Origin of the sequence: Antarcticimicrobium sp., from assembly GCF_029212575.1 — a bacterium.
GTDB lineage: Bacteria > Pseudomonadota > Alphaproteobacteria > Rhodobacterales > Rhodobacteraceae > Antarcticimicrobium.
Map to the genome: position 1 here is coordinate 1 of NZ_JARGPK010000052.1, position 26343 is coordinate 26343.

Sequence of the window (26343 nt, forward strand, 5' to 3'; positions counted from 1 at the left end):
CTCGGAGCGCAGCCTCACCTCGAGATCAAATTTCAAGCTGAATCGCGCCGCCGCTCTCGCCGAGTGGCGCGGTCTCTGCGCTGAATAGGGGACAGCCATCCTGTCCTTGCCGAGACTGGTTCGCATTCGTCTGGCAGCACCCCGCGACGCCCCGCACCGGCGCCGGGTGGCGGCGCATCTGGGCTAGGCGCGGGGCCTGCGCGTCTATGTCTTGCGGTCGCATTTCCCCCCTACCCAAACTCTGGCGGGTCGCCTATAGTTGTGGATAAGTGTGCCGGAGCGCCCACAATCACAGGCATTTCAATGGACGAGGGGGACGGCTGATGCGCTGCCCGTTTTGCGGAAACATAGACACTCAGGTCAAGGATTCGCGACCGGCAGAGGATCATGCCGCGATCCGGCGGCGGCGGTTCTGCCCGGCCTGCGGCGGCCGCTTCACCACCTACGAGCGGGTGCAGCTGCGCGACCTGGTGGTCATCAAGACCAGCGGCAAGCGCGAGGATTTCGACCGCGACAAGCTGGAACGCTCGATCCGCATCTCGATGCAGAAACGCCCCATTGACCCCGAGCGCATCGACCAGATGATCTCGGGCATCGTGCGGCGACTGGAAAGCATGGGCGACACCGACATCCCGTCGAAGAAGATCGGCGAGATCGTGATGGAGGCCCTGGCCCGGATCGACACCGTTGCCTATGTCCGTTTCGCCAGCGTTTACAAAAACTTCCAGGCGGCGGACGATTTCGAGAGCTTCGTGCACGAACTGCGCCCCGAAACGGCACCGGAAGAGTGAGCGCAAGCGATACCCGTTTCATGGCGCTGGCCCTGTCGCTGGGCCGGCGGGGACAGGGGCGGTGCTGGCCCAATCCGGCGGTCGGTTGCGTCATCGTGCGCGGCGGCCGCATCGTCGGGCGTGGCTGGACCGGGCCGGGCGGGCGGCCGCATGCCGAGCCTGTCGCGCTGGCGCAGGCGGGCGGGATGGCCAGGGGTGCCACTGCCTATGTCACGCTGGAGCCCTGTTCCCACCACGGCAAGACACCGCCCTGTGCCGATGCGCTGATCGCGGCGGGCGTCGCCCGGGTGGTGGCCCCGGTGCAGGACAGCGATCCGCGGGTTTCGGGGCAGGGGTTCGAACGCCTTCGCATGCATGGGGTAGAGGTGACCACCGGTGTGCTGGCCGACCAGGCGGCGCGCGATCACGCGGGCTTTTTCCTGCGCACCGAACAGGGCCGCCCCTTTGTCACGCTGAAGCTGGCCAGCAGTTTCGACGGGCGGATCGCCACCGCCACCGGCGAGAGCAAGTGGATCACCGGGTCAGCGGCGCGGCGCGCGGTGCACGGGCTGCGCGCGCGCCATGAGGCGGTGATGGTCGGCGCCGGCACGGCGCGGGCCGACGATCCGTCGCTCACCGTGCGGGATCTGGGTATTTCGCATCAGCCGGTGCGGGTGGTGGTGTCGCGCCATCTCGACCTGCCGCTGCTGGGGCAGCTGGCACGCAGCGCGGGCGAGGTGCCGCTGTGGTTGTGCCATGGCAGTGGCGCCGATGCCGAGCGGGTTCGCGCCTGGGAGGGGTTGGGCGCGCGCCTGTTGCCCTGCGCGGTCAGGGGGGTGCAGCTCGACCCGATGGATGTGCTGCGCCAGTTGGGCGCGGCGGGGATCACGCGGGTGTTCTGCGAGGGCGGCAGCGCGCTGGCGGCCTCGCTTCTGGCCGAGGATCTGGTGGACGAACTGGTCGGCTTTACCGCCGGTCTGGCGATCGGCGCCGAGGGGCTGCCGGCGATCGGCGCGCTGGGGCTGGGTCATCTGGCCGAGGCGCCGCGCTTTGCCCTGTCGGAGGTCCGCGACCTGGGCGGTGACGCCATGATGCGCTGGACCCGATCCGGGTAACGCCCCCGATCCGCTATCGCCAGAGGTGGGCGTAGGTGGCGAACACACCCTGCAGTTTCGACAGTATCCTGTTGGCCATCCCGGGGCGCGGCGCCGCTCCCGTGCTCAGCCGTTCGACGATCACCTCGACCGGGCAGGGCAGGGCAGTAAGCGGATCGCGGTAGCGCGGGTAGTCGATGAGCGTCGCATGCACCAGCCCCTCCAGCGCCGGGCGGGCGCGGCGGCGGGTCGGGATGTCTCCGAGATCGCGGGTCAGGCCCCAGCCGGCATAGAAGGGCGCGCCGAGGGTGGTGACCGGCACCTCGCGCAAAAGCGCCTCGAACCCCATCAGCGAGGTCATGGTCCAGACCTCGTCCACCTGCGCCAGCAAGGCGGCGGGATCGGCGTGGGTTGCGATGACGTCGGCCAGGGACTCGGCATCTGTGCCACCCGCGCGCAGCCCGGCCTCGACGTCCGGGTGGGGTTTGTAGACGATCACCGCATCGGGGTTGGCCAAGCGCGCGGCCTGCAACAGGGCGAGGTTGGTGTTCACCTCTCCTGCGCCGGTGCGGATCGAGGCATCATCCTCAACCTGTCCGGGGACGAGGATGCGGCGGCCGGCAGGCAAATCGTACGTTTTGCCGTCCAGATTGTACTTGCTGAGCCCGGCGCCCGTCAGCGCCGCGATCAGGCGCTCGGAGCGGGCGTGCTGGTCTGCGCGCAGCTCGGCGCGGGTCGCGATCAGATGTTCCAGCCGCGAGGGGCGGCGCGGGTCGTAGTAGATGCCCAGATCGTCACTCACCAGCGACAGCGGCGGCACCAGGTCTGCCCCCAGCCCGCGCGAGCGCAGGAAACCATCCTCGACCCGAACAACATCCTCCTGCGCGTCGGCGCGGGAGGCCCAGACCATGCGGCGGCGGCCGGTCGCCTCTGCCTTGGCCAGGTCGTCGGAGAAGATCATCCGTTTCGGTTGCCCGAACATCGCCTGCAGCGGTCGGCGTTTCCACAACCGCATCCCCGAGGCGGTCCAGCCGTTTCGGTCCTCGCGCCAGGCGCGCACCTGCGCCTCGAGCGTGTCGAGCACGCCTTCCAACTCGCACAGCCGGTCCCGGTAGGGATCGTACCAGGTGGGGTAGAGCATCATGGCGGCGGCGAAGAGCTGCGCGCGCGTCAGGCTGCGTTGGCGGCGCGGCACCGGGTTTTCGTCCTGGGTGAGGCCCCAGCCGGCATAGAACGGCTGGCCGAAGACGCGCGGCCTGTGCCCGGCGAAGATCGCCTCGAACCCCAGTTGCGAGGAGACGGTGTAAACTCCCACCGCGCCCTCCATCAGCGCCCAGGGATTGACCGAATGGGTCAGCAGGCTAATGCGGTCATTGGTATCCTGCGGGCCGAAATACCCGGGGCGAAAGCCCGCCTGGGTTTCCGGGTGGGTCTTGATCACCACCGGCATGCCAGGGTGTTCGAGCTGGGCAAAGACCAGCATCTCGCGGAACAGCGCGTCATTGCCGCCACTGGAGGTGATCGAGGCGTCGCCGCGGGTCTGGTCGATGACCAGAACATAGGGCGGTTCGGGCAGCGGGCCGTCGGGATCGAAGCCGCTGTATTTGGTCAACCCCGCCTCGCGGATCCGGGCGATGGCGTCGCGTGCCCGGTTCAGCAGCGCGCTGTCGTCGAGCGGATCGGTGGCAAGGAGCTGTTCGAGGTCCGAGGGAGAGGTGGGATCGAAATGCGGCCCCGACCAGTCGAGGCAGAGGCCAAGCGGCGGTTCGCCCGTGCGGCCGGGATGCAGCGAGCGCAGGAAGGCATCCTCGACCCGCAGGACCGCGACACCGCGTTTGGCGGCGACGGCCAGGCCGCGATGGGCGGTCGGGCTGGCGCCCCAGACAGCGACGGCATCCTCCGGGCCTGGCAGGCCGAGGCGTAGGCGGTGGCCGGAGAGGCGGAGGATGCGGCGGATCCGGCGCTGGGTCAGGAAGCCGCCGTTGTAAACGAAAAGCCGGGGGCGGTTGCCCCCGGCTGCTGCCGTGCCATCCGGGCCGGTCATGGCGTCAGCCGCCGGCCAGCGACGAAATGCTGGAGACCGGGGTGATCGAGCCCGAGATGAGCGAGATGGTCTTGGTCCACTGGGCGTAGGGCGCCTCGGTCACATAGAGCGTGTCGTCATCGCGGATCACGAAATCCCGGGCCATGAACATGCCGTTGGGTTCGGTCAGGTTGAGCACGTAGACCATGCGCTGCGCACCGGTCAGGTCGTTGCGGCCCAGCACCTGGCCCGCGATCTCGGCCGGTTCGTTGCGGAAGACGAAGACGCCGGTGGGGTCCGACGAACTGGAGATCAGCCCGCCGACCTGGGCGATCGCCTCGAGCGCCGAAAGCTCCTGGGTCTGGAACGGAACGCGGGCCTGTGAACTGGTCGCCCCCAGCGCGGTGAAGGAGCGGGTATCCTCCTCGACCAGGATGCGGTCGCCGCCGCGCAGCGCGATGTCGAGGCCGGGATGTTCGTAGAGATCCTGGAACCAGATCTTGCCCTGCTGGGAGCCGCGGTTGACGACGATCTGGGCGACCTCGGGCTGAATGGCGATACCGCCGGCACGGGCCAGCATCGCGGTCAGGGTCCGGGTCGGCCGTTCGATCGGGTAGATGCCCGGCGCGCCGACGGCGCCGACCAGCGACACGGTGGAGCCATCGCCGGCGACGCGGCGCACCTGCACCTGCGGGTCCGGGGTCTGGTCCTGCAGCCGCTCGGTGATCATCTCGCGCAGGCGTTCGGGTGTGTTTCCGGCAGCGCGAAGCCGCCCGGCATAGGGGACGAAGATGAAACCGGCGCTGTCGACCTGCACCTCGTCGAGGATGGTGGCGTTGGCGCCGGCGCTGGCCAGCAGCCCGTCATCGACGTTTTCCCAGATGGTCAGCCCCAGGATGTCGCCGGGGCGGATGGTGTCGGAGGTCAGGCGCCCGGCGCTCTGGAAGGCCTGGGAAAAGCCCAGCGCGGGCACCACGGCGGTGGCGCGGGTGACGCGGTCATTGACCGAAACGACGAAGGCGTCACCCTCTTTCTGGACCGACCCGGCGAAGATTTCACGCTTGTTGGGGCCGACGCGGGGCAATGCGCATGAGGCCAGCAGCGCGAACGCGGCCAGCAGCGCGACGGGCTTCGCCCACCGGAAAGTCACGGGTTTCACTGCTCGGTCTCCTCGACCTGTTATTATTCTGCCTCAGGTTTTTCAGACAACCTATCGGAATCCGGCGTTAAAATCCAGTCCCCAAGTCGGATGCGCTCAGGTCACGGCGCGCAGGTGTTGCCGTGGGGCCGCTGTGCCCGATTTCAGTGCGTCGTAGGGATCTTCGGATGCGAGCATCATGTCGGCCACCTGGCGCAGCAGTTGCCGCCGTCCGCGGCGGGAATAGAACCCGCCCGGCACCTGGCTGGTTTCCAGCAGGAAACGGCGGTAATCCTTGTAGGCGCGGTTGTCGGGCCGCCCGGCACAGGCAAAGAACTCGGACAGCGGCTGGCCCGAGACGAACTCGGGCTTGGCATAGACGGCACGGCCGAACACCTTGAGCGGAATGCCGCGCCAGAGCACCTGTTGACCGGCGGTGGAATTGACCGTGACGGCGCTGCGGGCGTCGTTCAGCAGCTGTGCCAGCTTGCCGCCGCGCACGTAGTGGACCCGTCCCTGCAACCCGAGGTGGCGCGCCAGGCGGCGGGTTTCGGCCCGCATCGGCACGCGCCCGTCTTCCAGCGGGTGGGCCTTGATCACCAGGTGGTGGTGGCGTGGGGCGCCCTTTGCAAAGCCCTCGATCACCTGGGCCAGAAACTCCGTCATGGTGGAAAAGGGGGAATGCACCTGAAAGGCGCTGTCATGCTCCAGCTGCAGCAGCGCCAGGTGGTAGGGAAAGCCGCCGGTGCGCACCCGCCGGGTGGCGAGGCGGCGGTCGATCGCGTGAACCGGGATCAGCAGCAGGCGCTGCAGATAAAGCTGAAATTCCTTGGTCACCGGCAGGGCGCGATGGGGGCGGAAGTTGCGGTAGCCCCGGTTCCAGAACATCACGAACCAGTGGTAGAGCGCGCCGTAGAACATGTGCTGGCGCATGTCGCCCCAGTGGGCCGGGGGCAGCGGCGCCTCCATGTCCGACCGTGCCAGGGCCGATTGCATCTCCTGCACCGACATCTCCATCAGGCGGGAGTTGCCGTTGGCGCCGCCGCGTTCGTAGGTGACCCAATAGGGGCGCATGTACCCTTCTTCGAAGACATGCACTGTAAGGCCGCGCGCCTTGGCCGCGCGCACCGCCTCGGCATGGACGGGCCGCGTGTCGCCGTAAAGGACGATGTCGGTGACGCCGCGCGCGTCGAGCAGGCGGTCGAATTCTGCTGGCCAGTCATCGGGGGTTCCGCGATAGGGGATGTAGCTGCCAGACTGGCGCCAGAACGCGCGATCCCCGGCGTTGAAGCCGACCCGCCAGACGGTGGCGCCGGCGGTGCGCAGCATCCGGGAGAGGGCATCGAAGAACGGGCCATGCGGCCCCTGGAGAAACAGGAAAACGCGATCTGTCTGGGCTGGTCCGGTCATTTGTTGCCCTGCATGCCACAATACCCCATGGGTGCCCCATAACCGTTTATTTTGGCTAAACTATGACCGGGACGGGCCGCCGGGGCAAGCGGGGGCTTGCCCGAGGCTTGCCGGGCGGCTACCTCACGGGGCGACATTCGTGCAGGAGACAGGCCATGTTCACAGGGATCATCACAGATATCGGCACCGTCACCGAGTTGGAAAAGCGCGGCGATCTGCGGGCGCGGATCGGCACCGGCTATGACACCGGCGGCATCGACATCGGCGCCTCGATCGCCAGCGACGGGGTGTGCCTGACGGTGATCGCGCTGGGGGGCGACTGGTACGACGTGGAAATCAGCGCCGAGACCCTGTCAAAGACCAACCTGGGCGGTTGGACGGTCGGCAAGCGGGTGAACCTGGAACGCGCGCTGAAGGTGGGCGACGAGCTGGGCGGTCATATCGTGTCGGGCCATATCGACGGTGTGGCCGAGGTGATCGCGGTCGAGGACGAGGGCGACAGCACCCGCGTCACCCTGCGCGCGCCTGGGGATCTGGCCCGGTTCATCGCGCCCAAGGGGTCGGTGGCGCTCAATGGCACCTCGCTGACGGTGAACGATGTCGACGGCCGCGATTTCGGCATCAACTTCATCCCGCACACCAAGGAGGCGACCACCTGGGGCGCGGTGCAGGTGGGCGACCGGGTGAATCTGGAGATCGACACGCTGGCGCGCTACGTGGCGCGGCTGAAAGAGGTGGGCTGAGGCGCCTCAGCCCCACATTTCGCCGACGGTATAGCCCCCCGGGAACGGGTCGGAGGGATCCAGCGTCCAGTTCGCGGTGCCGTGGATCCAGCCCTGGCCGGCCAGCGTCGGCACGATGGCCAGGTAGGGGCCGACGCGGGTTTCCTCGACGATGCGCCCGGTGAACGTGGTGCCGAGCGGACCGGCGTTGACGTAATCCTGCCCGACCGGCAGCGCCCCCCGCGCGTGCAGCACCGCCATACGGGCGCAGGTCGCGGTGCCGCAGGGCGAGCGGTCGAGGATGCCGCTGGCGCGGTCGGGACGGGCGGGATCGAACGGCCCGGTCGAAAGGGTGATCGCGCCGCGCCCGTGGGTGCCCGGCGCGACGGGCGGCCCCCAGAGATCGGTGATGGTGGGCCCGGTGATTGCCGGGTTGTCCGGGTGGGCGACGTGCAGTTGTTCGGCGGCGGCGTGGCGGATCGCCTCGGAGATCCGCACGATCTCGGTGCCGTTGGCGGCGTCGAGCGTCACCCCCAGCGGCGCGGCCTCGGCCTGCACGAAGAACATCCCGCCCCAGGCGACATCGACGGTGACGGTGCCGAGGCCGGCAACCTCGATCCTCGCGCCGAGATGAACCGCGAAGGCGGGGACGTTGCGGAACTCCACCCTTGTGACCTTGCCGTCCTTGCAGGTGGCGCGCACGTGAACCAGCCCGGCGGGGGCCTCCAGCGTCAGCTCGGTCACTGGCTCGCGCATTGGCAGGATGCCGGTTTCCAGAAGGACCGTGACGACGCAGATCGTATTGGAGCCCGACATCGGCGGGTATTCCGTCTGCTCCATGATGATGAAACCCGCGTCGGCGCGCGGATCGCAGGGCGGCACCAGGATGTTGCAGCACAGCGCCGGATGGCCGCGCGGCTCGCGCAGCATCATCAGCCGGATGTCGTCGGCGTTGGCCTGCATCCATTGCATCTTTTCAAAGACGCTTTTGCCGGGCAGATGCGGTATCCCGCCGGTGATGACGCGGCCCGGTTCGCCCTCGGCATGGGCCTCGACGGCGGTGATCATCCGGGACAGGCGCATGGGACATCCTCCATAAGTGCACGGAAAACAGGCTAAGCACCGGGGCGCGCGCGGTCCAGAGGCGAGAACGTGGCGCGGTGGATGGATCGGGCAAATATGCCGGGGTATGCAGGATCGGGAGCGTTGCAGCGGAGGTGCGACATGGAGTCGGGAAAATCGCGGGAGATGGCGGCAAAGGCGGCGGGGATCGGCCACAACGGCGGCCCGTCGATCGAGCCGGGCGCGGTGCTGCGCACCCATCAGTGGCGGCGGGCGCAGCGGGCGCTGATGCCCAACGCGATCCCCAAGCTGGTGCTGCAGATGCGCATCAAGCGCGCCGCCGAACTGGGGATGGATTACAGGACCTATGCCAGGGTGCGGCAGTTTTCCGGCGATGACATCACCGGGCTTCTGTTCTCCTCGAACGCGCTTCGGATCTTTGCAGGCGACGCGCGGATCCCGATCCCCGAGGCGCAGAGGCTGGCACTGCTCAAGGGGGCGCGGCGGTTGGTGCTGGTGCACCCTCCGCAGACGCCCGGGGCGGTGCTGCTGTGCAACCCGGTGCTCGACGCTGGGGATGCGGCGCCGCGCTTTACCGACAGCTGGGGCCAGATGCGGACGCGGATCGCGGGGCTGTTGCAGGGGCAGCGCCTGCCGGGCAGCCGGGTGCTGGTGGTGGGCGACGCCCCGCTGGAGCGCGAATGGGTCGCGGCGGGGCGTGCGGCGGGTTACCTGGGCGCGCAGGAGTATTTCCGCCAGGCGGTCTGAGGCATCTGCGCACAGCCGGTACGCGCGCCGTTCCGGGCGCGCGGGGCTGGCGTTCGCGGGCGCCGTGGTCTATCTGCGCAGGGACTGCTGCAAGAGAGGCCGCTGCCCCATGAGTTTTGAAACCCCCGGTCCGGTCGAGACCGGCCTGAGCGACGCGATCAGCCCGATCGAGGAAATCATCGACGAGGCGCGCAAGGGCCGGATGTTCATCCTGGTCGATCACGAGGACCGCGAGAACGAGGGCGACCTGGTGATCGCCGCCGAGTTCGCCGATGCCGAGGCGATCAACTTCATGGCCACCCACGGGCGCGGGCTGATCTGCCTGCCGATGACCGCCGAGCGGATCGACCGGCTGGGCCTGCCGATGATGGCGGTGAACAACTCGTCCCGCCACGAGACCGCCTTTACCGTCTCGATCGAGGCGCGCGAAGGGGTCAGCACCGGCATTTCCGCCGACGACCGGGCGCTGACCGTCGCCACCGCGATCAACGAGCAGAACACGATGGCGAGCCTGGCCACGCCCGGCCATGTGTTCCCGCTCCGGGCCAAGCGCGGCGGCGTTCTGGTGCGTGCTGGCCATACCGAGGCGGCGGTGGATATCGCGCGGCTGGCCGGGCTGAACCCCGCCGGTGTGATCTGCGAGATCATGAAGGACGACGGCACCATGGCGCGGCTGCCCGACCTGGTGGAGTTCGCCAGGGACCACGGGCTGATGATCGGCACGATTTCCGACCTGATCGCCTATCGCGCCCGCAACGACAACCTGGTGATCGAAACCTCGCGCGAGACGGTGACATCGGAGTTCGGCGGAGAATGGGAGCTGCGGATCTTTACCGACCAGACCCACGGCATCGAGCATGTGGTGATGACCAAGGGCGATATCTCCACGCCCGAGCCGGTCCTGACCCGGACCCATGCGCTGCACGAGGCCTCGGACATTCTTGGCCTCGGGCCGAAATCGGCCCGCGAGTTGCCGCGCGCGATGGAGATCATCGCCGAAGAGGGGCGCGGGGTGGTCTGCCTGTTCCGGCAACCGCGCAATGCGCTTTACGCAAACGAGGACGACGGGCCGCGCACCATCAAGCAGACCGGGCTGGGGGCGCAGATCCTGTCCAGCCTGGGACTGCACGACCTGGTCCTGCTGACCGACAACCCGCGCACCCGCTACGTGGGCCTCGACGCCTTCGGGCTGACCATCGCGGGCACACGCCCGATCCTGGGAGAAAGCTGAGATGGCCGGAAACCAGACCCATTACACCCTGCCGCGCGCATCCTTTGACAAGCCGGTCAAGCTGCTGATCGTGGTGGCGCCCTATTACAAGGACATCGCCGACAACATGATCGCCGGCGCCACCGCCGAGATCGAGGCCGCCGGCGGCAGCTGGGAGATCGCCGAGGTGCCCGGCGCGCTGGAGGTGCCGACCGCCATCGCCATGGCCGACCGCTATTCCAACTTCGACGGCTACGTGGCGCTGGGCTGCGTGATCCGGGGCGAGACCACCCATTACGACACCGTGTGCAACGATTCGAGCCGGGCGCTCCAGCTGATGGGGTTGCAGGGGCTGTGCATCGGCAACGGCATCCTGACGGTCGAGAACCGGACCCAGGCCGAGGTGCGCGCCGATCCTGCCGACCAGAACAAGGGCGGCGGCGCCGCTGCTGCGGCCTTGCATCTGGTCGCGCTCAGCCGTAAGTGGGGCGGCCAGAAAAAGGACGTGGGATTCAAGCCCCCGTCCGAGACCATCCTCCTAGCCGGGGACAACGACGGATCCCACACCGCATGAGCACCACGGGCGCGCCCCTCTCGGGCAACCAGAAACGCAAGATGAAATCCGCCGCGCGGCTTTATGCGGTGCAGGCGCTGTTCCAGATGGAGCAGTCGGGCCAGACCACCGATCAGGTGGTCAGCGAGTTTCTAGATCACCGCTTCGGCGCCAGCTACGAGGGCGACGAGATGATCGAGGGCGACGCCGATCTGTTCCGCAAGCTGATCGGCGACGCGGTCAACCACCAGGCCCGGATCGACCAGATGACCGACCGGGCTCTGGTGGCGAAATGGCCGATCGCGCGGATCGACCCGACCCTGCGCGGGCTGTTTCGCGCCGCCGGGGCCGAGTTGGTCGAATCCGACACGCCGCCCAAGGTGGTGATTTCCGAGTTCGTCGATATTGCCCGGGCGTTCTTTCCCGAAGGGCGCGAAGCCAGCTTCGTCAACGCGGTGCTGGATCACATGGCGCGCGAGGCCCGGCCCGAGGGTTTCTGAGCCGGTCCGCCGCCGGTCGCCCCCCTGCGGCGACATGCCCGGCCCTTGGCGATGGACGGTGGCGGCGCGCGTGCTAACATTAGGGCATTGGAGGGAATGTCATGCCCGAACTGATCAAGCTTTACATCAAGAACGTCCTGATCGGCTTTGCCGTCGCGGCGGGATTTGTCGCGATGCTGCTGTGGTTCAACGTGATGAACCTTTGGCATCTGGTCAGCAGCACCGATGTGGGCATCCTGGCCGTGGTGGTGCTCTGGTTCGCTCATGGCATCGTCTTTGCCGGGGTCCAGTTCGGCTGGGCGGTGATGGCCTTGGCCGAGCGCGACGAGAGCGGCCCGCGCGGCAACACGCCGGTGCGCAGCGAGGAGTTTCTTGCCGTCCCGGTGCCGGTCGAAGAGGCCCCGCGCGACCGGCAGATCCACCGCACCTGAGGTTTTGCACCCCGTCATCCCAGCGAGAACGGGGATCGATCAACGCGGGCGCGGTATGTGTCCGCAGGGGTCAGGGCCGGTAGGTCCCCGCTTGCGCGGGGAGGGCAGCGGGCGACAGCAGATGCCGATTGCCATTTTTCCGGAAATTCATGTGGCGGGACCACCGCGAACGTGCGGTTCGATTCCCGAGGACCTGTATGTACAGGTGGGCGCCAGGTAATCAGGCCAAGACCTGAACAGAGCCAGCCCCCTCGGAAATATTTAAGGCCACTGGAATGCTACCGGTCACAGGAAGGGCAGTACCCGCCACTGGATATAGCTAGGGCTTTGCCAGGTTGGTGGCAAGGGCCGATTGCGGCATTCTGCATCGCGGGCGGCTGATTGCGGAGCGGGGTTTTCCGGCAGGGCCGAAGCGCGCGGGCGGCCCTCGGAGACGGCGGATGTGGTCTTTGGACTTGATTTTTGTTCACGAATTGTTCACCCTTTTCCCATGATCGAGGATATGCAGCCCGGACAGCTTCTGGCCCGCGGGGTGGCCCGCCACCTGCGCCGCCACGGGTTCGTTTCGGTCGAGGAATTCGTGCCCGCGCGCGGCCTCAGGGTGGACGTGATGGCGCTGGGGCCAAAAGGCGAACTCTGGGTGGTCGAGTGTAAGTCTGGCCGGGCCGATTACCAGTCCGACAGCAAATGGCAGGGGTATCTGGACTGGTGCGACCGCTATTTCTGGGCGGTGGACCTGGAATTTCCGACCGAGGTGCTGCCGGCCGAGACCGGTCTGATCATCGCCGATGCCTATGATGCGGAGATCCTGCGCATGGGGCCGGAGGACAGGCTGGCGCCGGCGCGGCGCAAGGTAATGATCCAGAAATTCGCCAGCCATGCGGCGCGGCGGTTGCAGGCGCTGCGCGATCCCGGCGTGGCGGCGCTGATCGAACCATCGGAAGGGGAGGGACGTCGATGATGATCAAGTATTACTATCCCGACGGGGATTGGTGCTATCGCGCGTTGCACAGCGCCCATGCGGTGTTCCATCGCGACGGCAAGCTGATCGCCCGGGCCGAGAAGGCCGACCAGAGCGGGCTTTACGAGTTCGAGATCACCGGATTCGAACTGATCGGTCCGGGAGAGATCCAGCGTTAGCGGCGCTTGCCGCCGCCCTCGGCCATTGCCCGGGCCTGGGCCGCGGCGGCGCGGATTTCCTCGGCGATTTCCTCGGCTTCCTCGGGGTCGAAATCCATCGGCACCTCGACCCCCTGGGATTCCACGAAAATGCGCACCATCGCATTGTCGGTCGGGCCGATCTGCATGTTGGCTTCGATTTCGCGTTCGGTGTTGATGCCCATGGCGGCCTCCGGTGGTCAGGCGCCCGTGCTATCGCGCGAAGGGTTGAGAATCAAGCCGGGTTGAGGGTTGATACCGCCATGACAGATTTGATCCTGCGCCCCTTTGACCCCGCTGACGCGCCCTGGCTGGTGGAGCGGCACCAGACGCTCTATGCCCGCGACGAGGGGTTCGACGACAGCTTCGGCCCGCTGGTGGCCGGTATCCTCGACGCCTTCATCACAGGTCACGACCCGGAGCGGGAGTGCGGCTGGATCGCCGAGGAAAGCGGTGCCCGGCTGGGCAGCATCTTTTGCGTCGATGCGGGCGGCGGCACCGCCAAGCTGCGGCTGTTCCTGCTGGATCCGCGGGCGCGGGGCAAGGGGCTGGGCAAGCGCCTGCTGCGGACCTGCATTGGCTTCGCGCGAAAGGCCGGATACCGCGACATGGTGCTCTGGACCCATGAGAGCCACCGGGCCGCCTGCGCGCTTTATGCCGCCACCGGGTGGCAGCTGACCGAGAGCGTGCCGGTGCGGTCCTTTGGCGTCGATCTGGTGGAACAAAGCTGGCGAATTGACCTGTAAACCGCTTGCAATCGCGAAGTCGGTTGGCTAAATCGCTCCTCAGTGCCGCCTTAGCTCAGTTGGTTAGAGCGCTGGATTGTGGATCCAGAGGTCTCCCGTTCAAACCGGGAAGGCGGTACCATCTTCCCCTGAAATCACGCGTTTGCGGCGCGGTCGCCGGATCGGTTCACTCGATCTCGACCGTCTGGCGCAGATCGCCTGAGGTCGCATCGAAAATCAGGATGCGCTGATCGTCGGTCACTACCGCGTACCATCCGGGCCCCATGGTCACCGCCAGCGCGCCGGCGCCGTCGGGCAGCGCGATCTGGTCGGGCAGGGGCGGCGTGTCATCGGTGAGCCGCGTGACAAGCAGGCCGACGACGACTACAACGCCGACGATCATCACCACGGTGAGCGTGGTGACCAACAGGCGCAGCAGGCGCAGGTGCCCCGGTTCGGGCACGGCGTCGTCGGATTGGGGCAGGGGATCAGACATGAGCAGCCGTACCATCGGTTTCGAAATCGCGGCCGATCCGCCGCCCCGCCTTGATAAGGCGCTTGCGCGCGATGTGCCAGTGGCGGCGGCCTTGTCGCGGACCCGGCTGGCGCGTCTGATCGCGGCCGGTGCGGTGCAGGTGGACGGGGTGCCGGAGACCGACGCCAAGGCGCGGGTTGCCGAGGGCGCGCAAGTGGAAATCGTGCTGGAGGCTGCAGAGGAGAGCCATATCGGCCCCGAGGCGATTGCGCTCGACGTGGTTTACGAGGACGCCGAGCTGATCGTCGTCAACAAGCCCGCCGGGATGGTGGTGCATCCGGCGCCCGGCACCCCCTCGGGCACGCTGGTCAACGCGCTTTTGCACCATTGCGGCGACGATCTGTCGGGCGTGGGCGGGGTCAAGCGGCCCGGCATCGTGCACCGGATCGACAAGGAGACCAGCGGATTGCTGGTGGTGGCGAAAACCGACGCGGCCCACCATGGTCTGGCCGCCCAGTTCGAGGCGCATAGCGCCGAGCGGCTGTACCAGGCGATCTGCTACAGCGTGCCGGAGGCCAGCGATCCGCGTCTGCGCGGGGTCAAGGGCGTGAGTTTCGAGCCCGGCAACATCATGAAGATCACCACCCAGCTGGCCCGCCACAGGACCGACCGACAGAAACAGGCGGTGCTGTTCCAGGGCGGGCGGCACGCGGTGACCCGGGTGCGGGTCGAGGAGCGGTTCGGCACGCCGCCGGTGGCGGCGCTGGTCTCCTGCTGGCTGGAGACCGGGCGCACCCACCAGATCCGGGTGCACATGGCCCATGCGGGGCATGGGCTGATCGGCGATCCGACCTATGGCGGCAAGCGCAAGCTGGCGGTCAAGGCGCTGCCCGAGGCGGCGCTGGAGGCGGTGCGCGCCTTTCCACGTCAGGCCTTGCACGCCGCCGTTCTGGGGTTCGACCATCCGGTGACCGGCGCCGCGCTGCGGTTCGAGGCGAAGCTGCCGGAGGATATGGAGGCGCTGCTGGCCGCGCTGCGAGGCTAGGGCTCAGATCAGGATCAGGTCGTTTTCCAAGTCGGAGATGGACATGCCCTTGACGGTGATCGTCTGACCGCCGCCGAAATCCAGCACGGCGTCGCCGCCGACATCCGATCCGAACCGGTCCAGCACCTGCGGTATGCTTAGCCCGCCGCCCCAGATCTTGTCGTCTATCCGCAGCGTGTCCTTGTCGTCGTTGAACTTCTTGATCGTGTCGTTGCCGTCGCCGGACCGGTAAATGAAGATATCCGCGCCAGCACCGCCGATCATCGTGTCGTCGCCGCCGGCGCCGATCATCGTGTCCTTGCCGCCGCCGCCTTTCATCGTGTCGTTGCCACCGCCGCCCAGCAGCTTGTCCTTGCCGCCGGCGCCGAGCAGCTTGTCGTTTCCGGCATTGCCGACCAGCTTGTCGCCACCCTTCAACCCCTTGAGCGTATCGTCGCCATCGTTGCCGAACAGCTTGTTCCTGGCGTCGTTGCCGGTGATGCTGTCATTGCCGGACCCGGCGCGGTAGGTTTCGATCACCGTGTCGCGTCCGATCACCATCGCGCCGGCGACGCCATAGACATCCGACAGGCTTTCGGCACGCAGATCGACGGTTTGCCGCGCGGTGTCGGTGCGGAAATCGATCGTGTCCTTGCCGCCGCTGTCCGCGATGGTGAAGCTGAGTGGCTGGTCGCCCGCCATCAGCGGGTGGGAGGCCCCTTCGACCAGGGAGGCAAAGACGATGTCCATGTAGTCGCCGATATTGGAATTCTTGCCATAGCGCGTGTTGCCGTCGTTGATGTCGCCCGGCACGCCATAAAGATCCTGCACCGCCAGCACATCGGCGATCATCGGACCCATCACCAGCGCGTAGTCGGCGTTGTCATTGGTGTTCAGGGTCTGGTTGATGTACGACATGATCGTCGTGTTCCAGCTGTCGTTCAGGTAGAGGACGCTGTCGGGATAGGTGGTCGGACCGCCGGTGCCCGCGTTGTAGTCACCGGCATGGGCCAGGCCAAGCGCATGGCCGATCTCGTGCACGAAGGTCTGGAACACGTAGCTGTCCAGCTTGTAGATCCCGGTGTCCCAGCCCTTGGCGATGTTGATGTTGGCGCTCTGGATGACTCCCGAGGGCGAGACGTCGGAATTGGCATAGGCCTTGCCCGCGTCCTCGTCGTCGAAGGTGATGTCGGCGCTGCCGGTCGTCTCGCGGAACTTCAGGCCGGTCACCTTGGTCCAGGCGTCGAAGGCGTGCGGAACCAGCGCCTTGCCCTCGGCGGTCAGGGCCGAGATGTTGTAGGTGATGGTGTCCTTGTCCCAGGCGCGCCGCTCGCCGCCGAAGAACTCCCAGCCGGAATCGGTCAGGCGATGTGAAATCTCGTCCAGGCTCCACATCTCCAGACCGCCGGTGCCGGGGCCGGCGGTGTCCTCGATCACGCTGACCGTATAGGCGCCGATGCCGTTGTGGCCGGATTCCTCGGCGATGACATAGTAGGTGCCGGTGCGCGAGGCCGTGACCTCGAGCCGACTGACCGCGTAATCGACGCCGAGATAATTGACGACCTCGAAATCGTCATTGGTCAGAACGAAACCGGTGTCGTCGGCCAGCGCCAGGAAGGTTTCCATCGAAAAGGAATACATCTCGATGGAATAGGTGGTGCCCTTTACGAACTCGATCCGGATCCAGTCGCTGTCGCCATAGGTGCCGATGCCGCCGTCGAAGGTGGAATTGACGGTCATCACACCGCGGTCGGTATAGCTGTGCGGGCCGGCGGGGGCCTCGATCCATTCGGCCCAGGTTTCGCCATATGCGGGGTTGGCGCCGGCTTCGGTATAGATGCACTCGGTTTCAAGGGGTCGGAAGGTTGCGCAGATGCCGCACATGGACGGGACTCCGAATAAAGGTCAGAACAATACAAAAGTCAGGGCAATTCGATGCGGTCTCTTACCATGTTATTCGATTCGAGTCGCGTGTTCGGGCGCAAAGGCCGGGAACCCGACGACGCCGGAACGGGCTGCGGTTCCGTCAAGAGGCCCTTGCGGAAACCATTTCGGACTCGGCGCGCAAATTTTCGAGGCGCTGCTGTTCGAAATGCGGCTGCCCGGGACTATGGTCAGGCGGTTTGCGGCGTTGCGCGCGGGCGGCGCAAGGCCCGCAGCAGGAGCCACAGGCAGAACGCGCTTTCGGCCAGCAAGGGCAGGGCGTAGGCGGGTTGCATCACGGCGTTGAGCGGCGGGGCGAAGAGGGCGGTCAGGCTGCCGGTCATGTAGACCGCGCCAGACGCTGCCAGCGCCAGCGGCAGAAGGCGCCCGGCCAGCCCGGCCCGGCGCAGCATCGCCGCCATCACCGCGCAGTTGACCGCGAAGAAGACCAGCCCGAGATCATAGCCCAGACTGTGCAGGGAAAGAGCGTACGTTTGCGCCTCGGGCGCCAGCGACGGCGCCAACGTCAGCGGCAAAAGCGCCGCGCCGATCAGCGCCGCCTGCACCAGACGCAAGGCAAAGGCCAGCGGCGCCAGCAGAGGTGAAGAGGCCGCGAACAGGCGCAGGAAGACCGCGGCGATGGCCACGTCGGCCAGAAGCATCGTCAGGTCGGCGGCGATGGAGAGCGACCACAGCCCCGGCGCGGCGGCGATGGCCCGGGCGGTGGCCTCGGGCACGCCGGGGGTGACAAGACCGGCCCGCGCCACCCCCTCGCTCCAGACGCCGCAGAGGATGATGACGAGGTAAAGCCCCCCGGCGGCGGCGCAAAGCGCGCGCGACACCGGGGCATCGGGGCAGGGCTTGACTGGGGCAAGGGGCATGGCAAAGGCTCATTTCTGGATGCAAGGAACCCTAGAGTCGCCGCTTAGTGAATGAAATTCACGAAATCCGCAGGCAATCCATGCAAATTCGCATGGTTTTTCTTTTGTTCCTCGGCAGGATCGTGCTATACACGTTTCCCCGCAGATCAACTGCGCGCGAGCGCGCGCTTTTTTCGCTGTCACGGCGACGGAAATGCGCTGATGCTGCGTGGAAAGGATCAAGCGCGGTCCCTTGAAAAGGCATACGCGCTCACTTAAGTGAATGTTAAGCTCATAAACATCGAGGACGACGGACGACAATGGCGAATTATGGAAATCTGCCGGCCCCTTCGCCCGAAGGGGGGATGAATCGTTACCTGCAGGAGATTCGCAAGTTTCCCCTGTTGGAGCCGGAAGAAGAATACATGCTGGCCAAGCGCTGGGTCGAGGAACAGGACACCGAGGCGGCCCACAGGATGGTGACCAGCCACCTGCGGCTGGCGGCCAAGATCGCCATGGGCTATCGCGGCTATGGCTTGCCGCAGGCCGAGGTGATCTCGGAGGCCAACGTGGGCCTGATGCAGGCGGTCAAACGTTTTGACCCGGAAAAGGGATTCCGGCTTGCGACCTATGCGATGTGGTGGATCCGCGCCAGCATTCAGGAGTATATCCTGCGGTCCTGGAGCCTGGTAAAGCTGGGCACCACCAGCGCGCAGAAGAAGCTGTTTTTCAACCTGCGCAAGGCCAAGGCCCGCATCGGCGCGCTGGAAGAGGGCGATCTGCGCCCGGAGAACGTCGAGCGGATCGCGCATGATCTCGGGGTGACCGAGAAAGAGGTGATCAGCATGAACCGCCGGATGTCGGGCGGCGATGCCTCGCTGAACGCCACGGTCGGCTCCGAAGGCGAAGGCACCATGCAGTGGCAGGACTGGCTGGAGGATGAGGATGCCGACCAGGCTGGCGATTATGAGGCTCGGGACGAATTGGAGACGCGCCGGGAACTGCTGGCGCAGGCGCTCGACGTGCTCAACGACCGGGAAAAGGACATCCTGACCCAGCGGCGCCTTGCCGAACGGCCGGTGACGCTGGAGGAACTGAGCGGCCAGTACAACGTCAGCCGCGAACGCATCCGCCAGATCGAGGTGCGCGCCTTTGAAAAGCTGCAGCAGAGGATGCGGGAGCTGGCCAAGGAAAAGGGCATGCTGATCCCGGCCGCCGGATAAGGACCGGTTCCGCAGAACAACACAGGGCCCCGTCCGTGACACGCCGGCGGGGCCTTTGCGTTGGGGCCGGCTGTTGCCGGGGGGCGGCCCATCGGCTCCGTCTTGTGCGGCGGGGGTTTTTGCGGCATCACCCTTTGCAAAACGTCCCAGTCTTGAAGGAATGGCCATGAACTATGCGAAATCCGGCGCTCCGAAGCCGGGCAGGAATGCTCCGCGCCACCAGGAACACAATGCCGCCGGAACCGACAAGAACCCGTTCGGCACGCCCAAGGCGAAATCCGAACTGCTGGCGCGCATGAAGGCGGCGGCCGAGACCAGGAAAAAGGGCTGACGCCCCCTTTCCCATTGCCCCCGTATTCGATGCCCGAGTCGCTGCTGACGCTTGCGGAAGTCTGGGCATCGGCGTAAAATCCCATTGCACAGGACAGCCACGACTCGGTTGCCGATGTGACTCACCAAAATCATCGACCTGACCCTTGTCGGGCAACCCTGATTTTCCTGAGGGACGATCCCCCCGGCCTGTAGCCGGCGGGACATTTCTTTGCGAGAGACAACGATGGGAAAAGGCAACAGTAAGCGCGGCAACAAGGAAGCCAAGAAGCCCAAGCAGGAAAAGCCGAAGGTTCTGGCGACCGCGAATTCCGGTGCCGCCAAGCCGCTCACGCTGGGCGCGAAAAAAGGCAGATAGGGCCGCGGCCCGGGCGGGTGCACTACGCGCCCGCCTTCCGGGGTTCGGGGTGTCGGCGTCCATTCAGCCGGGCGCCGTACCGAAACCTTGTTTTCGCCGGTCACCTTGCGGATCGGCGCGTCGCTCCTTGCGGATCCAGAGGCGCAAAGGCCCGCGCGGCCAGGCCATTGCCGGATGACCGTATCGCCTGAGCATTCTCGTTCGCTGGTTTCGCGCGCCCGTCGGTCGCGACAGGCGCGCGCAAAGCGAATTCTGGCTTCCCCCTAGGCAAAAGGCGCGGCAGGGCATAGGTTTTTGCGCAAGGGAGGGCGGCCATGGCAGGCGGTTGGGCGCGCGACGGCGCGGTGAGCGAACAGATCGAAGCCTCGATCAACGATGAATTGGCGCGGCTCAGGACGCGGCGCGCGCCGCTGGGCGAAAGCCTGACCCATTGCGCGGAATGCGAGGAAGAGATCCCGGAGAAGCGCCGCCTGGCGATCCCCGGTGTCAAGCTCTGCATCGACTGCCAGCAGGAGCGCGACGGCGTTCACAAGGCGCGCGGCGGCATCAACCGGCGCGGGTCCAAGGACAGCCAGTTGAAATAGGGGCGGATTTCCGCCGGTTCCGTTTCTGCCGCCACCGGCGCAGGAACTGCCGCACGTCGAGGGCCGCCACCATGATGCCGAGCGGCACCATCCAGAACCCGAGCACGGGCAGGAAGCCGAACACCCCGCCGACGATCATCAGCAGCCCCAGCACGAAACGCAGCGCGCGCGGCACGCGGGCGCGGATGCGCGTCAGCACGGGGCGCAGGCGGTCTTTCAGTTGGGTTGTGTGATTGCGGCTCACTTGCAAGGGTCCCCTGTTGCCTCAGGCGGGGCGGCCTAGGTGTTCAAGACTCGTTCTCGTTTCATAGCCAGAACATGACGATTGCGGCGAGAGCGATAGATGAGCAAAAGAGCCTGGGGCACCTATCATATCTGGTCGCGACACGACGACCCCAGTCCTTGAGCCTGCCGAACATGATCTCGATCACTGCCCGGCAGTGCATTGCGCAGCAATGTCACGTGAGGGGCGGTTGCGGCGTTTGTAGCGCCGCGCACAAAGGCCGGACACATGACCGCACCCCGCAATGATCGCCAACAGCTCAAATCAATCCCTGCAAAACCGGAGCCGTCCACACATGAGTCCGCCTGCGCAGTTGCTCCGCAAGGCTCATTCTGCCGCCTGCCGCGTGGTCAGGCCATGCAACAATTCCGCGATCTCCGGGCGGCAAGAGCCGCAATTGGTGCCCGCGCCAAGTGCCTCGCCAATCGCCTCCACGCTCAAGGCCCCACGGGTTTCCACCGCCTCGATGATGGCGTTGACGCCAATCCCGAAGCAGGAGCAGAGCATCGGGCCGGGGTTGGGGGCGTCCGCGGCCGGGCGGCCCGTCAGCCCGTCGGGGCCGGTCGTTCCTGGCAAAGTGGCGAGGTAGTCGCGCATCACCGCGACGGGCCGCCGCGCGATAAAGAGCGCGCCGATCACGACACCATTGTCACGCAACGCAATTCGCGCCGTTCCGCGTTTGGAATCCAGGATCGTGGTGGCAAAAGCCTCTGGTGCCGCAAAGAGCCTGCGGGCCTCGGCCTCCCATTCGCCGGTATCACGCAGCCCCGCCAGTTCCGCACGATATCCCCTCAGCGTGCGGGCCTGCGCCCAGTAGTCCGACGTCAGAGTCATGGGTTTGGCCGAGACGGCAAATCCGTACCAGGCCGCGTCAAGCCGGGCCACCGCCACCACGCTGGCCTTGCTTTCGGGCTGGCCCCAGACGGGATCGGTTGCCGCCGCCACCACCGCGTCGATCCGGGCCGATGGCGCGGTTTCCCCGGTCCAGTGTATCGGCGCGAAGACCTGTCCGGGTTTCACCGCATCGGTGAGGCGCGCGCGCAAGATGGCCCGGCCCGTGGGGCTGTTCACCGTCACCAGATCGGCGGCTTCAATCCCAAGGCGGCGGGCGTCCGCCGGGTGGATCTCCAGAAACGGCTCGGCCAGGTGTGCCGACAGGCGCGGCGACAGCGCGGTGCGCGTCATCGTGTGCCACTGGTCCCGCAACCGTCCGGTGTTCAGACGGAACGGGTAGCGTGGCCCTGTTGCTGCGGCAGGCGCCCGCCATGAGACGGGCAGGAGCCGCGCCTTGCCGTCAGAATGAAAGAACATGCCGTCACCAAAGAACCGCCCGCCCCTACGCTGTGCGGTGATCGGCCAGCGTTGCGGTTGCATCGAGTCATAGGCGCTGTCGCTCAAGTCGCGGAGGGCGGAAATGTCGAAATCCCGCCCGAACTGCCCCGTGATCGCGGACAGCGCGGCATGCTCGCGGAAAATCTCCGCCGGGCTGTCGTAATCGAAGGCGCGGGCAAATCCCATGCGGCGTCCGACCTCGGCCAGGATGTCCCAGTCGGGCCGCGCCTGACCGGGGGCGGGCAGCAGGCCGCGCTGGCGGCTGATGGTACGGTCCGTGTTGGTGACGGTGCCGTCCTTTTCGCCCCAGGCGGTGGCGGGCAGGACCACGTCGGCCAGCCTTGCGGTATCCGTACGGACGGTGATGTCACTGACAACGGTAAAGCGGCAGCTGGCAATGGCATCGCGCACCGCATCGGCCTCTGGCATCGAAACGGCCGGGTTGGTGTGGATGATCCACAGTGCCTTGATGCGACCGTCCGCCACCGCCCGGAACATATCCACCGCCTTCGGCCCTGGCGCCTCGGGCAGGCGCGGCGCCCCCCAGAACGCGCGCACCGCGCTGCGGTGATCGGCGTTCTCCAGATCGAGGTGACAGGCCAGCATGTTGGCCAGCCCCCCCACCTCGCGACCGCCCATGGCGTTGGGCTGACCGGTCACCGACAGGGGGCCGCGGCCCGGCTTGCCGATGCGGCCGGTGGCCAGATGGCAATTGAGGATGGCGTTGACCTTGTCTGTGCCGGAGGTGGACTGGTTCACCCCCTGGGAGTAGATCGTCACGACGCGCTCGGTCCCTATCCAGAGCTGGCAAAAGGCGGCGATCTCGGACTCGTCCAACCCGGTGAGCGATGCGTCGTCAGCACGGGCGGCGCGCAGCGCGGCCTCAATGCCTCGGGTGTTGGCCAGATACGCCCGGTCAAGCGCTCCGTTGGCCTCGATCTCGGTCAGAAGCCGGTTGAACAGCGCCACATCGGACCCCGGTTCAAGCGCCAGATGCATATCGGCCTGATCGCATGTCGCGGTCCGGCGCGGGTCGATCACCACCACCTTGGTCCCGCGCGCCTTTCGCGCCGCCAGCAGTCGCTGGTACGTCACCGGATGGCACCAGGCAAGGTTGGAGCCGACCAGAACCACCAGATCGGCCTCGTCGATATCCTCGTAGGTTCCCGGAACCGTGTCGGTGCCAAAGGCGCGCTTGTGCCCCGCGACCGAAGAGGACATGCAAAGCCTCGAATTCGTGTCGATATTGGCCGAGCCGATGAACCCCTTCATCAGCTTGTTGGCGACGTAATAATCCTCGGTCAACAATTGGCCGGAGACGTAGAAGGCCACGCTGTCGGGCCCATGTTGCGTGATGGTTTCGCGAAAGCGGTCCGCCACCAGTTGCAGCGCGTGGTCCCAGTGCACCTGCCGCCCGTTCACGCGCGGGGCCAGAAGACGGTGATCCAGCCCGACGGTTTCGCCCAGCGCCGAGCCCTTGGAACACAGCCGGCCGTGATTGGCCGGGTGTGCAGCGTCGCCGCGCACCTCCAGCCCACCCGTTCCGTCGGTGCGCATCTGCACACCACAGCCCACACCGCAATAGGGGCAGGTGGAGCGTGTCCAGGGCTGGTCCGTGCCATCCGCCATCACGCCGCACTCCGACCCGACAGGCCGGTGCCGTCGATCAGAACGCGGCCTGCCTCAACCCGCAGCGGATAGGTGGCAATGCTCCCGTTTTCACCCTGCGCCTGCCCTGTGTTGAGGTCAAAGACCCAGTTGTGCAACGGGCAGGTGACGGATTGGCCGTGGACGATCCCCTCGGACAACGGCCCGCCCCGGTGCGGGCATCTGTCGGAGGCGGCAAAGACCTCTGCCGTGCCGGTCCGAAAGACCGCGACACAGCCAAGGGCGGTTTTCAGTTTTCGGGCCCCGCGCAAGGGGATGTCGTCTATCGCGCAAATGTCGATCCAGCTCATTCCGCAGCCTCCAGTGTCAGGTCCGCCAGCGGCTGGAACCGCTCTGCCTGTTGCGCATGTTCGGCCCAGGGGTCGCGGCGATAGATGGATTGGGACAGGTCGAATGCCGCGATCAGGCGCGCGCGCTCCTCCGGGTCATCGACCACCCGGGCCTTGACCCAGTCGAGGCCCACCTTTTCAACCCAGCGATAGGGGCGGTCGAGATACCTGGCATTCTCGCGATAGAGCTGGATGAAGGCGATGGTGAGGTCGATCGCCTCCTGTTCCGTCCTGACATCGGCCAGCCGCTGGGTTTCCTTCAGGTCCATGCCGGCGGCCCCGGCGACGCCCAGCTGATAGCCACTGTCGACACAAATGATGCCGACGTCCTTGCAGGTGGCCTCGGCGCAGTTGCGCGGGCAGCCCGAGACGGCAAGCTTCACCTTGTGGGGGGTCCAGCTGCCCCAGAGGATCTGCTCCAGCTTGATACCGAGCCCGGTGCTGTCCTGCGTGCCAAAGCGGCAGTGATCGGTGCCGACGCAGGTTTTGACCGTACGCAGACCCTTGGAGTAGGCATGCCCGGAGACCAGGCCCGCCTTGTTCAGATCGGCCCAGATCGCCGGCAGGTCTTCGCCGGTCACGCCAAGCAGGTCGATGCGCTGGCCACCGGTCACCTTCACGGTCGGCACATTGTATTTCTCGGCCGCGTCGGCGATGGCGCGCAACTCGCGCGGGTTGGTGATCCCGCCCCACATGCGCGGCACGACAGAGAATGTACCGTCCTTCTGGATGTTGGCATGCTTGCGTTCGTTCACGAAACGGCTTTGCGGGTCATCGCGATATTCCATCGGCCAGTCCGCCAGCAGGTAGAAATTCACCGCCGGGCGGCAGATATGGCAGCCATTGCGGGTTTTCCAGCCCAGCTCCTGCCAGACGGCTTCCTGGCTTTTCAGTTCCTGCGACTTGATCAGGCGGCGCAGGTCCTCATGGGGCAGATCGCAACAGCCGCAAACGGGCTGCGCAGCGGGCACATGGAAATCATCGCCCAGGGTGACCTGCAGGAGCTTCTCCACCAACCCGGTGCAGGTACCGCAAGAGGCGCTGGCCTTGGTCTGCGCCCTGACCGCGCCAAGCTCGGTGGCGCCGTGCGCGATGGCATCGACGATGGTGCCCTTGCAAATGCCGTTGCAGCCGCAGATCTCCGCATCACGCGATAATGCTGCAACGGCTGAGAGAGGGTCCGCGGCGTCTCCCCCCTGATAGGCCGGGCCAAAGATCAGCGTATCGCGCATCCCGTCGATGTCGGTGCCCTCCTTGATCAGCCCGAAGAACCAGGTGCCGTCGGCGGTATCTCCGTACATCACCGCGCCGACCAGACGGTCATCCTCGATGACCAGCCGTTTGTAGACGCCCCGCGCGGGATCGCGGAAGATGATATCCTCGCGCGTTGCACCCTCGGCGAAATCGCCGGCGCTGAACAGGTCACATCCCGTGACCTTGAGCTTGGTGGCGATATCCCTGACCACGAAGGCATCGGGCTGGTCCATCAGGCAATGGGACAGAACCCTGGCCTGGTCGTAGAGCGGCGCCACGAGGCCGAAGAGGTGGCCGTCGAACTCGACGCATTCGCCCACGGCGTAGATATCGGGGTCCGAGGTTTGCATCTGCGCGTTCACCTCGATGCCACGGGCCACCTCGAGCCCTGCATCGTTGGCCAGCCGGGTTTCGGGCCGGATGCCGACCGCCATGACCACGAGGTCCGCCTCCAGCCCGGTGTTATCCTCGAGCAGAACGCCCTCCACCTGGCTTTCGCCCAGAATGGCGGCGGTCGAGGCCCGCGTTTTGATGGTGATCCCGCGCTTTTCCAGGTCGCGGCGCAGAAGATAGCCGGCGGCCTCGTCCAGCTGCCGCTCCATCAGGTGGCCCATCAGGTGCAGCACGGTCACCTCCATGCCGCGCTCCGCCAGTCCCGCCGCGGCCTCGAGGCCCAGCAGGCCACCGCCGATCACCACCGCCTTGCCGCCCGTTCGGGCCGCGTCGATCATGGCGTTGGTATCGTCGAGATCGCGGTAGGTGATGACCCCGGGCAGATCCTTGCCTTGCACCGGGATGATGAAGGGGGCCGATCCGGTCGCGATGATCAGCTTGTCATAGGGAACTTGCCCCTTTTCGCCTTCGACGATCTTCCTGTCCCGGTCGATGCCGACCACATGCTCGCCAAAGCGGCAGGTGATGCCCTGGGCCGCGTACCACGCCGCGTCGTGGGTAACGATCTCATCATAGGTCTTGTCCCCCGAAAGCACGGGCGACAGCATGATGCGGTTGTAGTTCCCGCGCGGCTCGGCGTTGAACAGGGTGATGTCATAGGCGCCGGGCGCCTCTTCGACCAGGTGTTCGATCACCCGGCCCGAGGCCATGCCGGCCCCGATGATTACCAGTTTCTGTGTCAT

The 26343-nt window shown here is 66.5% G+C and carries 28 protein-coding genes, 1 tRNA gene and 2 pseudogenes; 18 read left to right on the top strand and 13 right to left on the bottom strand.

All coding sequences use genetic code 11. The annotated features are described in order from the left end of the window. From P1U75_RS10465 to ribD, 3 genes and pseudogenes are all read left to right on the top strand, one after another. Positions 1-88, top strand: a pseudogene (locus tag P1U75_RS10465) (IS6 family transposase); the annotation flags it as partial. A 235-nt stretch (positions 89-323) separates the two neighbouring features. Next, positions 324-791 (top strand): transcriptional regulator NrdR, encoded by a 468-nt coding sequence (nrdR, locus tag P1U75_RS10470; protein WP_300242898.1) that lies wholly within the window; start codon positions 324-326, stop codon positions 789-791. Continuing rightward, positions 788-1885 (top strand): bifunctional diaminohydroxyphosphoribosylaminopyrimidine deaminase/5-amino-6-(5-phosphoribosylamino)uracil reductase RibD, encoded by a 1098-nt coding sequence (gene ribD / locus P1U75_RS10475; protein WP_366915018.1) that lies wholly within the window; start codon positions 788-790, stop codon positions 1883-1885. The genes nrdR and ribD overlap by 4 nt, the downstream gene beginning before the upstream one ends. A gap of 13 nt (positions 1886-1898) precedes the next feature. On the opposite strand, the gene P1U75_RS10480 is transcribed toward ribD, so the two are convergent. The 3 genes from P1U75_RS10480 to P1U75_RS10490 all read right to left on the bottom strand — a co-directional run bounded on the left by P1U75_RS10480 (position 1899) and on the right by P1U75_RS10490 (position 6435). Beyond that, complete coding sequence (locus P1U75_RS10480) at positions 1899-3908, bottom strand: capsular polysaccharide biosynthesis protein (RefSeq protein WP_300242900.1); 2010 nt, start codon at positions 3906-3908, stop codon at positions 1899-1901. 4 nt (positions 3909-3912) lie between these two features. Further along, entirely contained in the window at positions 3913-5046 is a 1134-nt protein-coding gene (locus tag P1U75_RS10485; RefSeq protein WP_300242902.1) for a polysaccharide biosynthesis/export family protein, read from the bottom strand. A 96-nt stretch (positions 5047-5142) separates the two neighbouring features. After that, on the bottom strand, positions 5143-6435 hold the full coding sequence (locus tag P1U75_RS10490; protein ID WP_300242905.1) for a capsular biosynthesis protein: 1293 nt from the start codon (positions 6433-6435) through the stop codon (positions 5143-5145). 155 nt (positions 6436-6590) lie between these two features. On the opposite strand from P1U75_RS10490, the gene P1U75_RS10495 reads away from it, so the two are divergent. Further along, on the top strand, positions 6591-7178 hold the full coding sequence (locus tag P1U75_RS10495) for a riboflavin synthase (protein WP_300242908.1): 588 nt from the start codon (positions 6591-6593) through the stop codon (positions 7176-7178). 6 nt (positions 7179-7184) lie between these two features. Here the strand turns inward: P1U75_RS10495 and P1U75_RS10500 are convergent, their stop codons facing one another. Further along, positions 7185-8240, bottom strand: coding sequence for a proline racemase family protein (locus P1U75_RS10500; RefSeq protein ID WP_300242910.1), 1056 nt, complete (start codon positions 8238-8240; stop codon positions 7185-7187). Between the two features lie 141 nt (positions 8241-8381). On the opposite strand from P1U75_RS10500, the gene P1U75_RS10505 reads away from it, so the two are divergent. The 7 genes from P1U75_RS10505 to P1U75_RS10535 all read left to right on the top strand — a co-directional run bounded on the left by P1U75_RS10505 (position 8382) and on the right by P1U75_RS10535 (position 12821). Then, positions 8382-8987, top strand: coding sequence for a hypothetical protein (locus P1U75_RS10505; protein WP_300242913.1), 606 nt, complete (start codon positions 8382-8384; stop codon positions 8985-8987). Positions 8988-9096: 109 nt separating this feature from the next. Beyond that, positions 9097-10218 carry a 3,4-dihydroxy-2-butanone-4-phosphate synthase gene (gene ribB / locus P1U75_RS10510; protein ID WP_300242916.1) on the top strand — a complete coding sequence of 374 codons (1122 nt, stop codon included), beginning with the start codon at positions 9097-9099 and terminating at the stop codon, positions 10216-10218. A 1-nt stretch (position 10219) separates the two neighbouring features. After that, positions 10220-10771, top strand: a complete 552-nt coding sequence (locus P1U75_RS10515; RefSeq protein ID WP_300242918.1) for a 6,7-dimethyl-8-ribityllumazine synthase — start codon at positions 10220-10222, stop codon at positions 10769-10771. Then, positions 10768-11250 carry a transcription antitermination factor NusB gene (gene nusB / locus P1U75_RS10520; RefSeq protein ID WP_300242920.1) on the top strand — a complete coding sequence of 161 codons (483 nt, stop codon included), beginning with the start codon at positions 10768-10770 and terminating at the stop codon, positions 11248-11250. The genes P1U75_RS10515 and nusB overlap by 4 nt, the downstream gene beginning before the upstream one ends. Before the next feature lie 101 nt (positions 11251-11351). Then, entirely contained in the window at positions 11352-11681 is a 330-nt protein-coding gene (locus P1U75_RS10525; RefSeq protein WP_300242922.1) for a hypothetical protein, read from the top strand. Between the two features lie 490 nt (positions 11682-12171). Continuing rightward, positions 12172-12642: an MmcB family DNA repair protein gene (locus tag P1U75_RS10530; RefSeq protein WP_300242924.1), complete on the top strand. Its 471-nt coding sequence runs from the start codon at positions 12172-12174 to the stop codon at positions 12640-12642. Continuing rightward, positions 12639-12821 carry a hypothetical protein gene (locus P1U75_RS10535; RefSeq protein ID WP_300242926.1) on the top strand — a complete coding sequence of 61 codons (183 nt, stop codon included), beginning with the start codon at positions 12639-12641 and terminating at the stop codon, positions 12819-12821. The genes P1U75_RS10530 and P1U75_RS10535 overlap by 4 nt, the downstream gene beginning before the upstream one ends. Here the strand turns inward: P1U75_RS10535 and P1U75_RS10540 are convergent. Continuing rightward, on the bottom strand, positions 12818-13024 hold the full coding sequence (locus tag P1U75_RS10540; RefSeq protein WP_300242928.1) for a DUF6324 family protein: 207 nt from the start codon (positions 13022-13024) through the stop codon (positions 12818-12820). The two genes, P1U75_RS10535 and P1U75_RS10540, sit on opposite strands and share 4 nt — an antisense overlap. 78 nt (positions 13025-13102) lie before the next feature. Between P1U75_RS10540 and P1U75_RS10545 the strand changes: the two genes are divergently transcribed. Together P1U75_RS10545 and P1U75_RS10550 are read left to right on the top strand one after the other, a co-directional pair. Beyond that, positions 13103-13585: a GNAT family N-acetyltransferase gene (locus P1U75_RS10545; RefSeq protein WP_300242930.1), complete on the top strand. Its 483-nt coding sequence runs from the start codon at positions 13103-13105 to the stop codon at positions 13583-13585. 44 nt (positions 13586-13629) lie between these two features. Then, positions 13630-13706, top strand: a tRNA-His gene (locus P1U75_RS10550). 45 nt (positions 13707-13751) lie between these two features. Here P1U75_RS10550 and P1U75_RS10555 read toward each other — a convergent pair. Then, complete coding sequence (locus tag P1U75_RS10555) at positions 13752-14060, bottom strand: DUF6476 family protein (protein ID WP_300242932.1); 309 nt, start codon at positions 14058-14060, stop codon at positions 13752-13754. Here P1U75_RS10555 and P1U75_RS10560 point away from each other — a divergent pair. Then, on the top strand, positions 14059-15084 hold the full coding sequence (locus tag P1U75_RS10560) for an RluA family pseudouridine synthase (RefSeq protein WP_300242934.1): 1026 nt from the start codon (positions 14059-14061) through the stop codon (positions 15082-15084). The two genes, P1U75_RS10555 and P1U75_RS10560, sit on opposite strands and share 2 nt — an antisense overlap. A 3-nt stretch (positions 15085-15087) precedes the next feature. Here P1U75_RS10560 and P1U75_RS10565 read toward each other — a convergent pair whose 3' ends face one another. Together P1U75_RS10565 and P1U75_RS10570 are read right to left on the bottom strand one after the other, a co-directional pair. Further along, a complete protein-coding gene (locus P1U75_RS10565; protein WP_300242936.1) occupies positions 15088-16947 on the bottom strand; it encodes a M10 family metallopeptidase C-terminal domain-containing protein in 1860 nt (619 codons plus the stop codon). Between the two features lie 230 nt (positions 16948-17177). Further along, positions 17178-17867: a DUF4386 domain-containing protein gene (locus tag P1U75_RS10570; protein WP_300242938.1), complete on the bottom strand. Its 690-nt coding sequence runs from the start codon at positions 17865-17867 to the stop codon at positions 17178-17180. A 299-nt stretch (positions 17868-18166) separates the two neighbouring features. Here P1U75_RS10570 and rpoH point away from each other — a divergent pair, with 299 nt between their 5' ends. The 4 genes from rpoH to P1U75_RS10590 all read left to right on the top strand — a co-directional run bounded on the left by rpoH (position 18167) and on the right by P1U75_RS10590 (position 20341). Then, entirely contained in the window at positions 18167-19069 is a 903-nt protein-coding gene (rpoH, locus tag P1U75_RS10575; RefSeq protein ID WP_300242940.1) for an RNA polymerase sigma factor RpoH, read from the top strand. Positions 19070-19235: 166 nt separating this feature from the next. Beyond that, the gene (locus P1U75_RS10580; RefSeq protein ID WP_300242942.1) at positions 19236-19400 is read left to right on the top strand and encodes a hypothetical protein; all 165 of its coding nucleotides are present in this window, start codon (positions 19236-19238) and stop codon (positions 19398-19400) included. A 225-nt stretch (positions 19401-19625) separates the two neighbouring features. Continuing rightward, the gene (locus P1U75_RS10585; RefSeq protein WP_300242944.1) at positions 19626-19757 is read left to right on the top strand and encodes a hypothetical protein; all 132 of its coding nucleotides are present in this window, start codon (positions 19626-19628) and stop codon (positions 19755-19757) included. A 314-nt stretch (positions 19758-20071) separates the two neighbouring features. Beyond that, on the top strand, positions 20072-20341 hold the full coding sequence (locus P1U75_RS10590; protein WP_300242946.1) for a DksA/TraR family C4-type zinc finger protein: 270 nt from the start codon (positions 20072-20074) through the stop codon (positions 20339-20341). On the opposite strand, the gene P1U75_RS10595 is transcribed toward P1U75_RS10590, so the two are convergent. From P1U75_RS10595 to nirB, 5 genes and pseudogenes are all read right to left on the bottom strand, one after another. Then, positions 20304-20585: a hypothetical protein gene (locus P1U75_RS10595; RefSeq protein WP_300242948.1), complete on the bottom strand. Its 282-nt coding sequence runs from the start codon at positions 20583-20585 to the stop codon at positions 20304-20306. The two genes, P1U75_RS10590 and P1U75_RS10595, sit on opposite strands and share 38 nt — an antisense overlap. Positions 20586-20646: 61 nt before the next feature. Continuing rightward, a pseudogene (locus tag P1U75_RS10600) lies at positions 20647-20769 on the bottom strand (IS5/IS1182 family transposase); the annotation flags it as partial. A 182-nt stretch (positions 20770-20951) separates the two neighbouring features. Continuing rightward, positions 20952-23585 (bottom strand): nitrate reductase, encoded by a 2634-nt coding sequence (locus P1U75_RS10605; RefSeq protein ID WP_300242950.1) that lies wholly within the window; start codon positions 23583-23585, stop codon positions 20952-20954. Beyond that, positions 23585-23914: a nitrite reductase small subunit NirD gene (nirD, locus tag P1U75_RS10610; protein WP_300242953.1), complete on the bottom strand. Its 330-nt coding sequence runs from the start codon at positions 23912-23914 to the stop codon at positions 23585-23587. The genes P1U75_RS10605 and nirD overlap by 1 nt, the downstream gene beginning before the upstream one ends. Continuing rightward, positions 23911-26343 carry a nitrite reductase large subunit NirB gene (gene nirB, locus P1U75_RS10615; RefSeq protein WP_300242956.1) on the bottom strand — a complete coding sequence of 811 codons (2433 nt, stop codon included), beginning with the start codon at positions 26341-26343 and terminating at the stop codon, positions 23911-23913. Before nirB ends, nirD begins: the two co-directional genes overlap by 4 nt.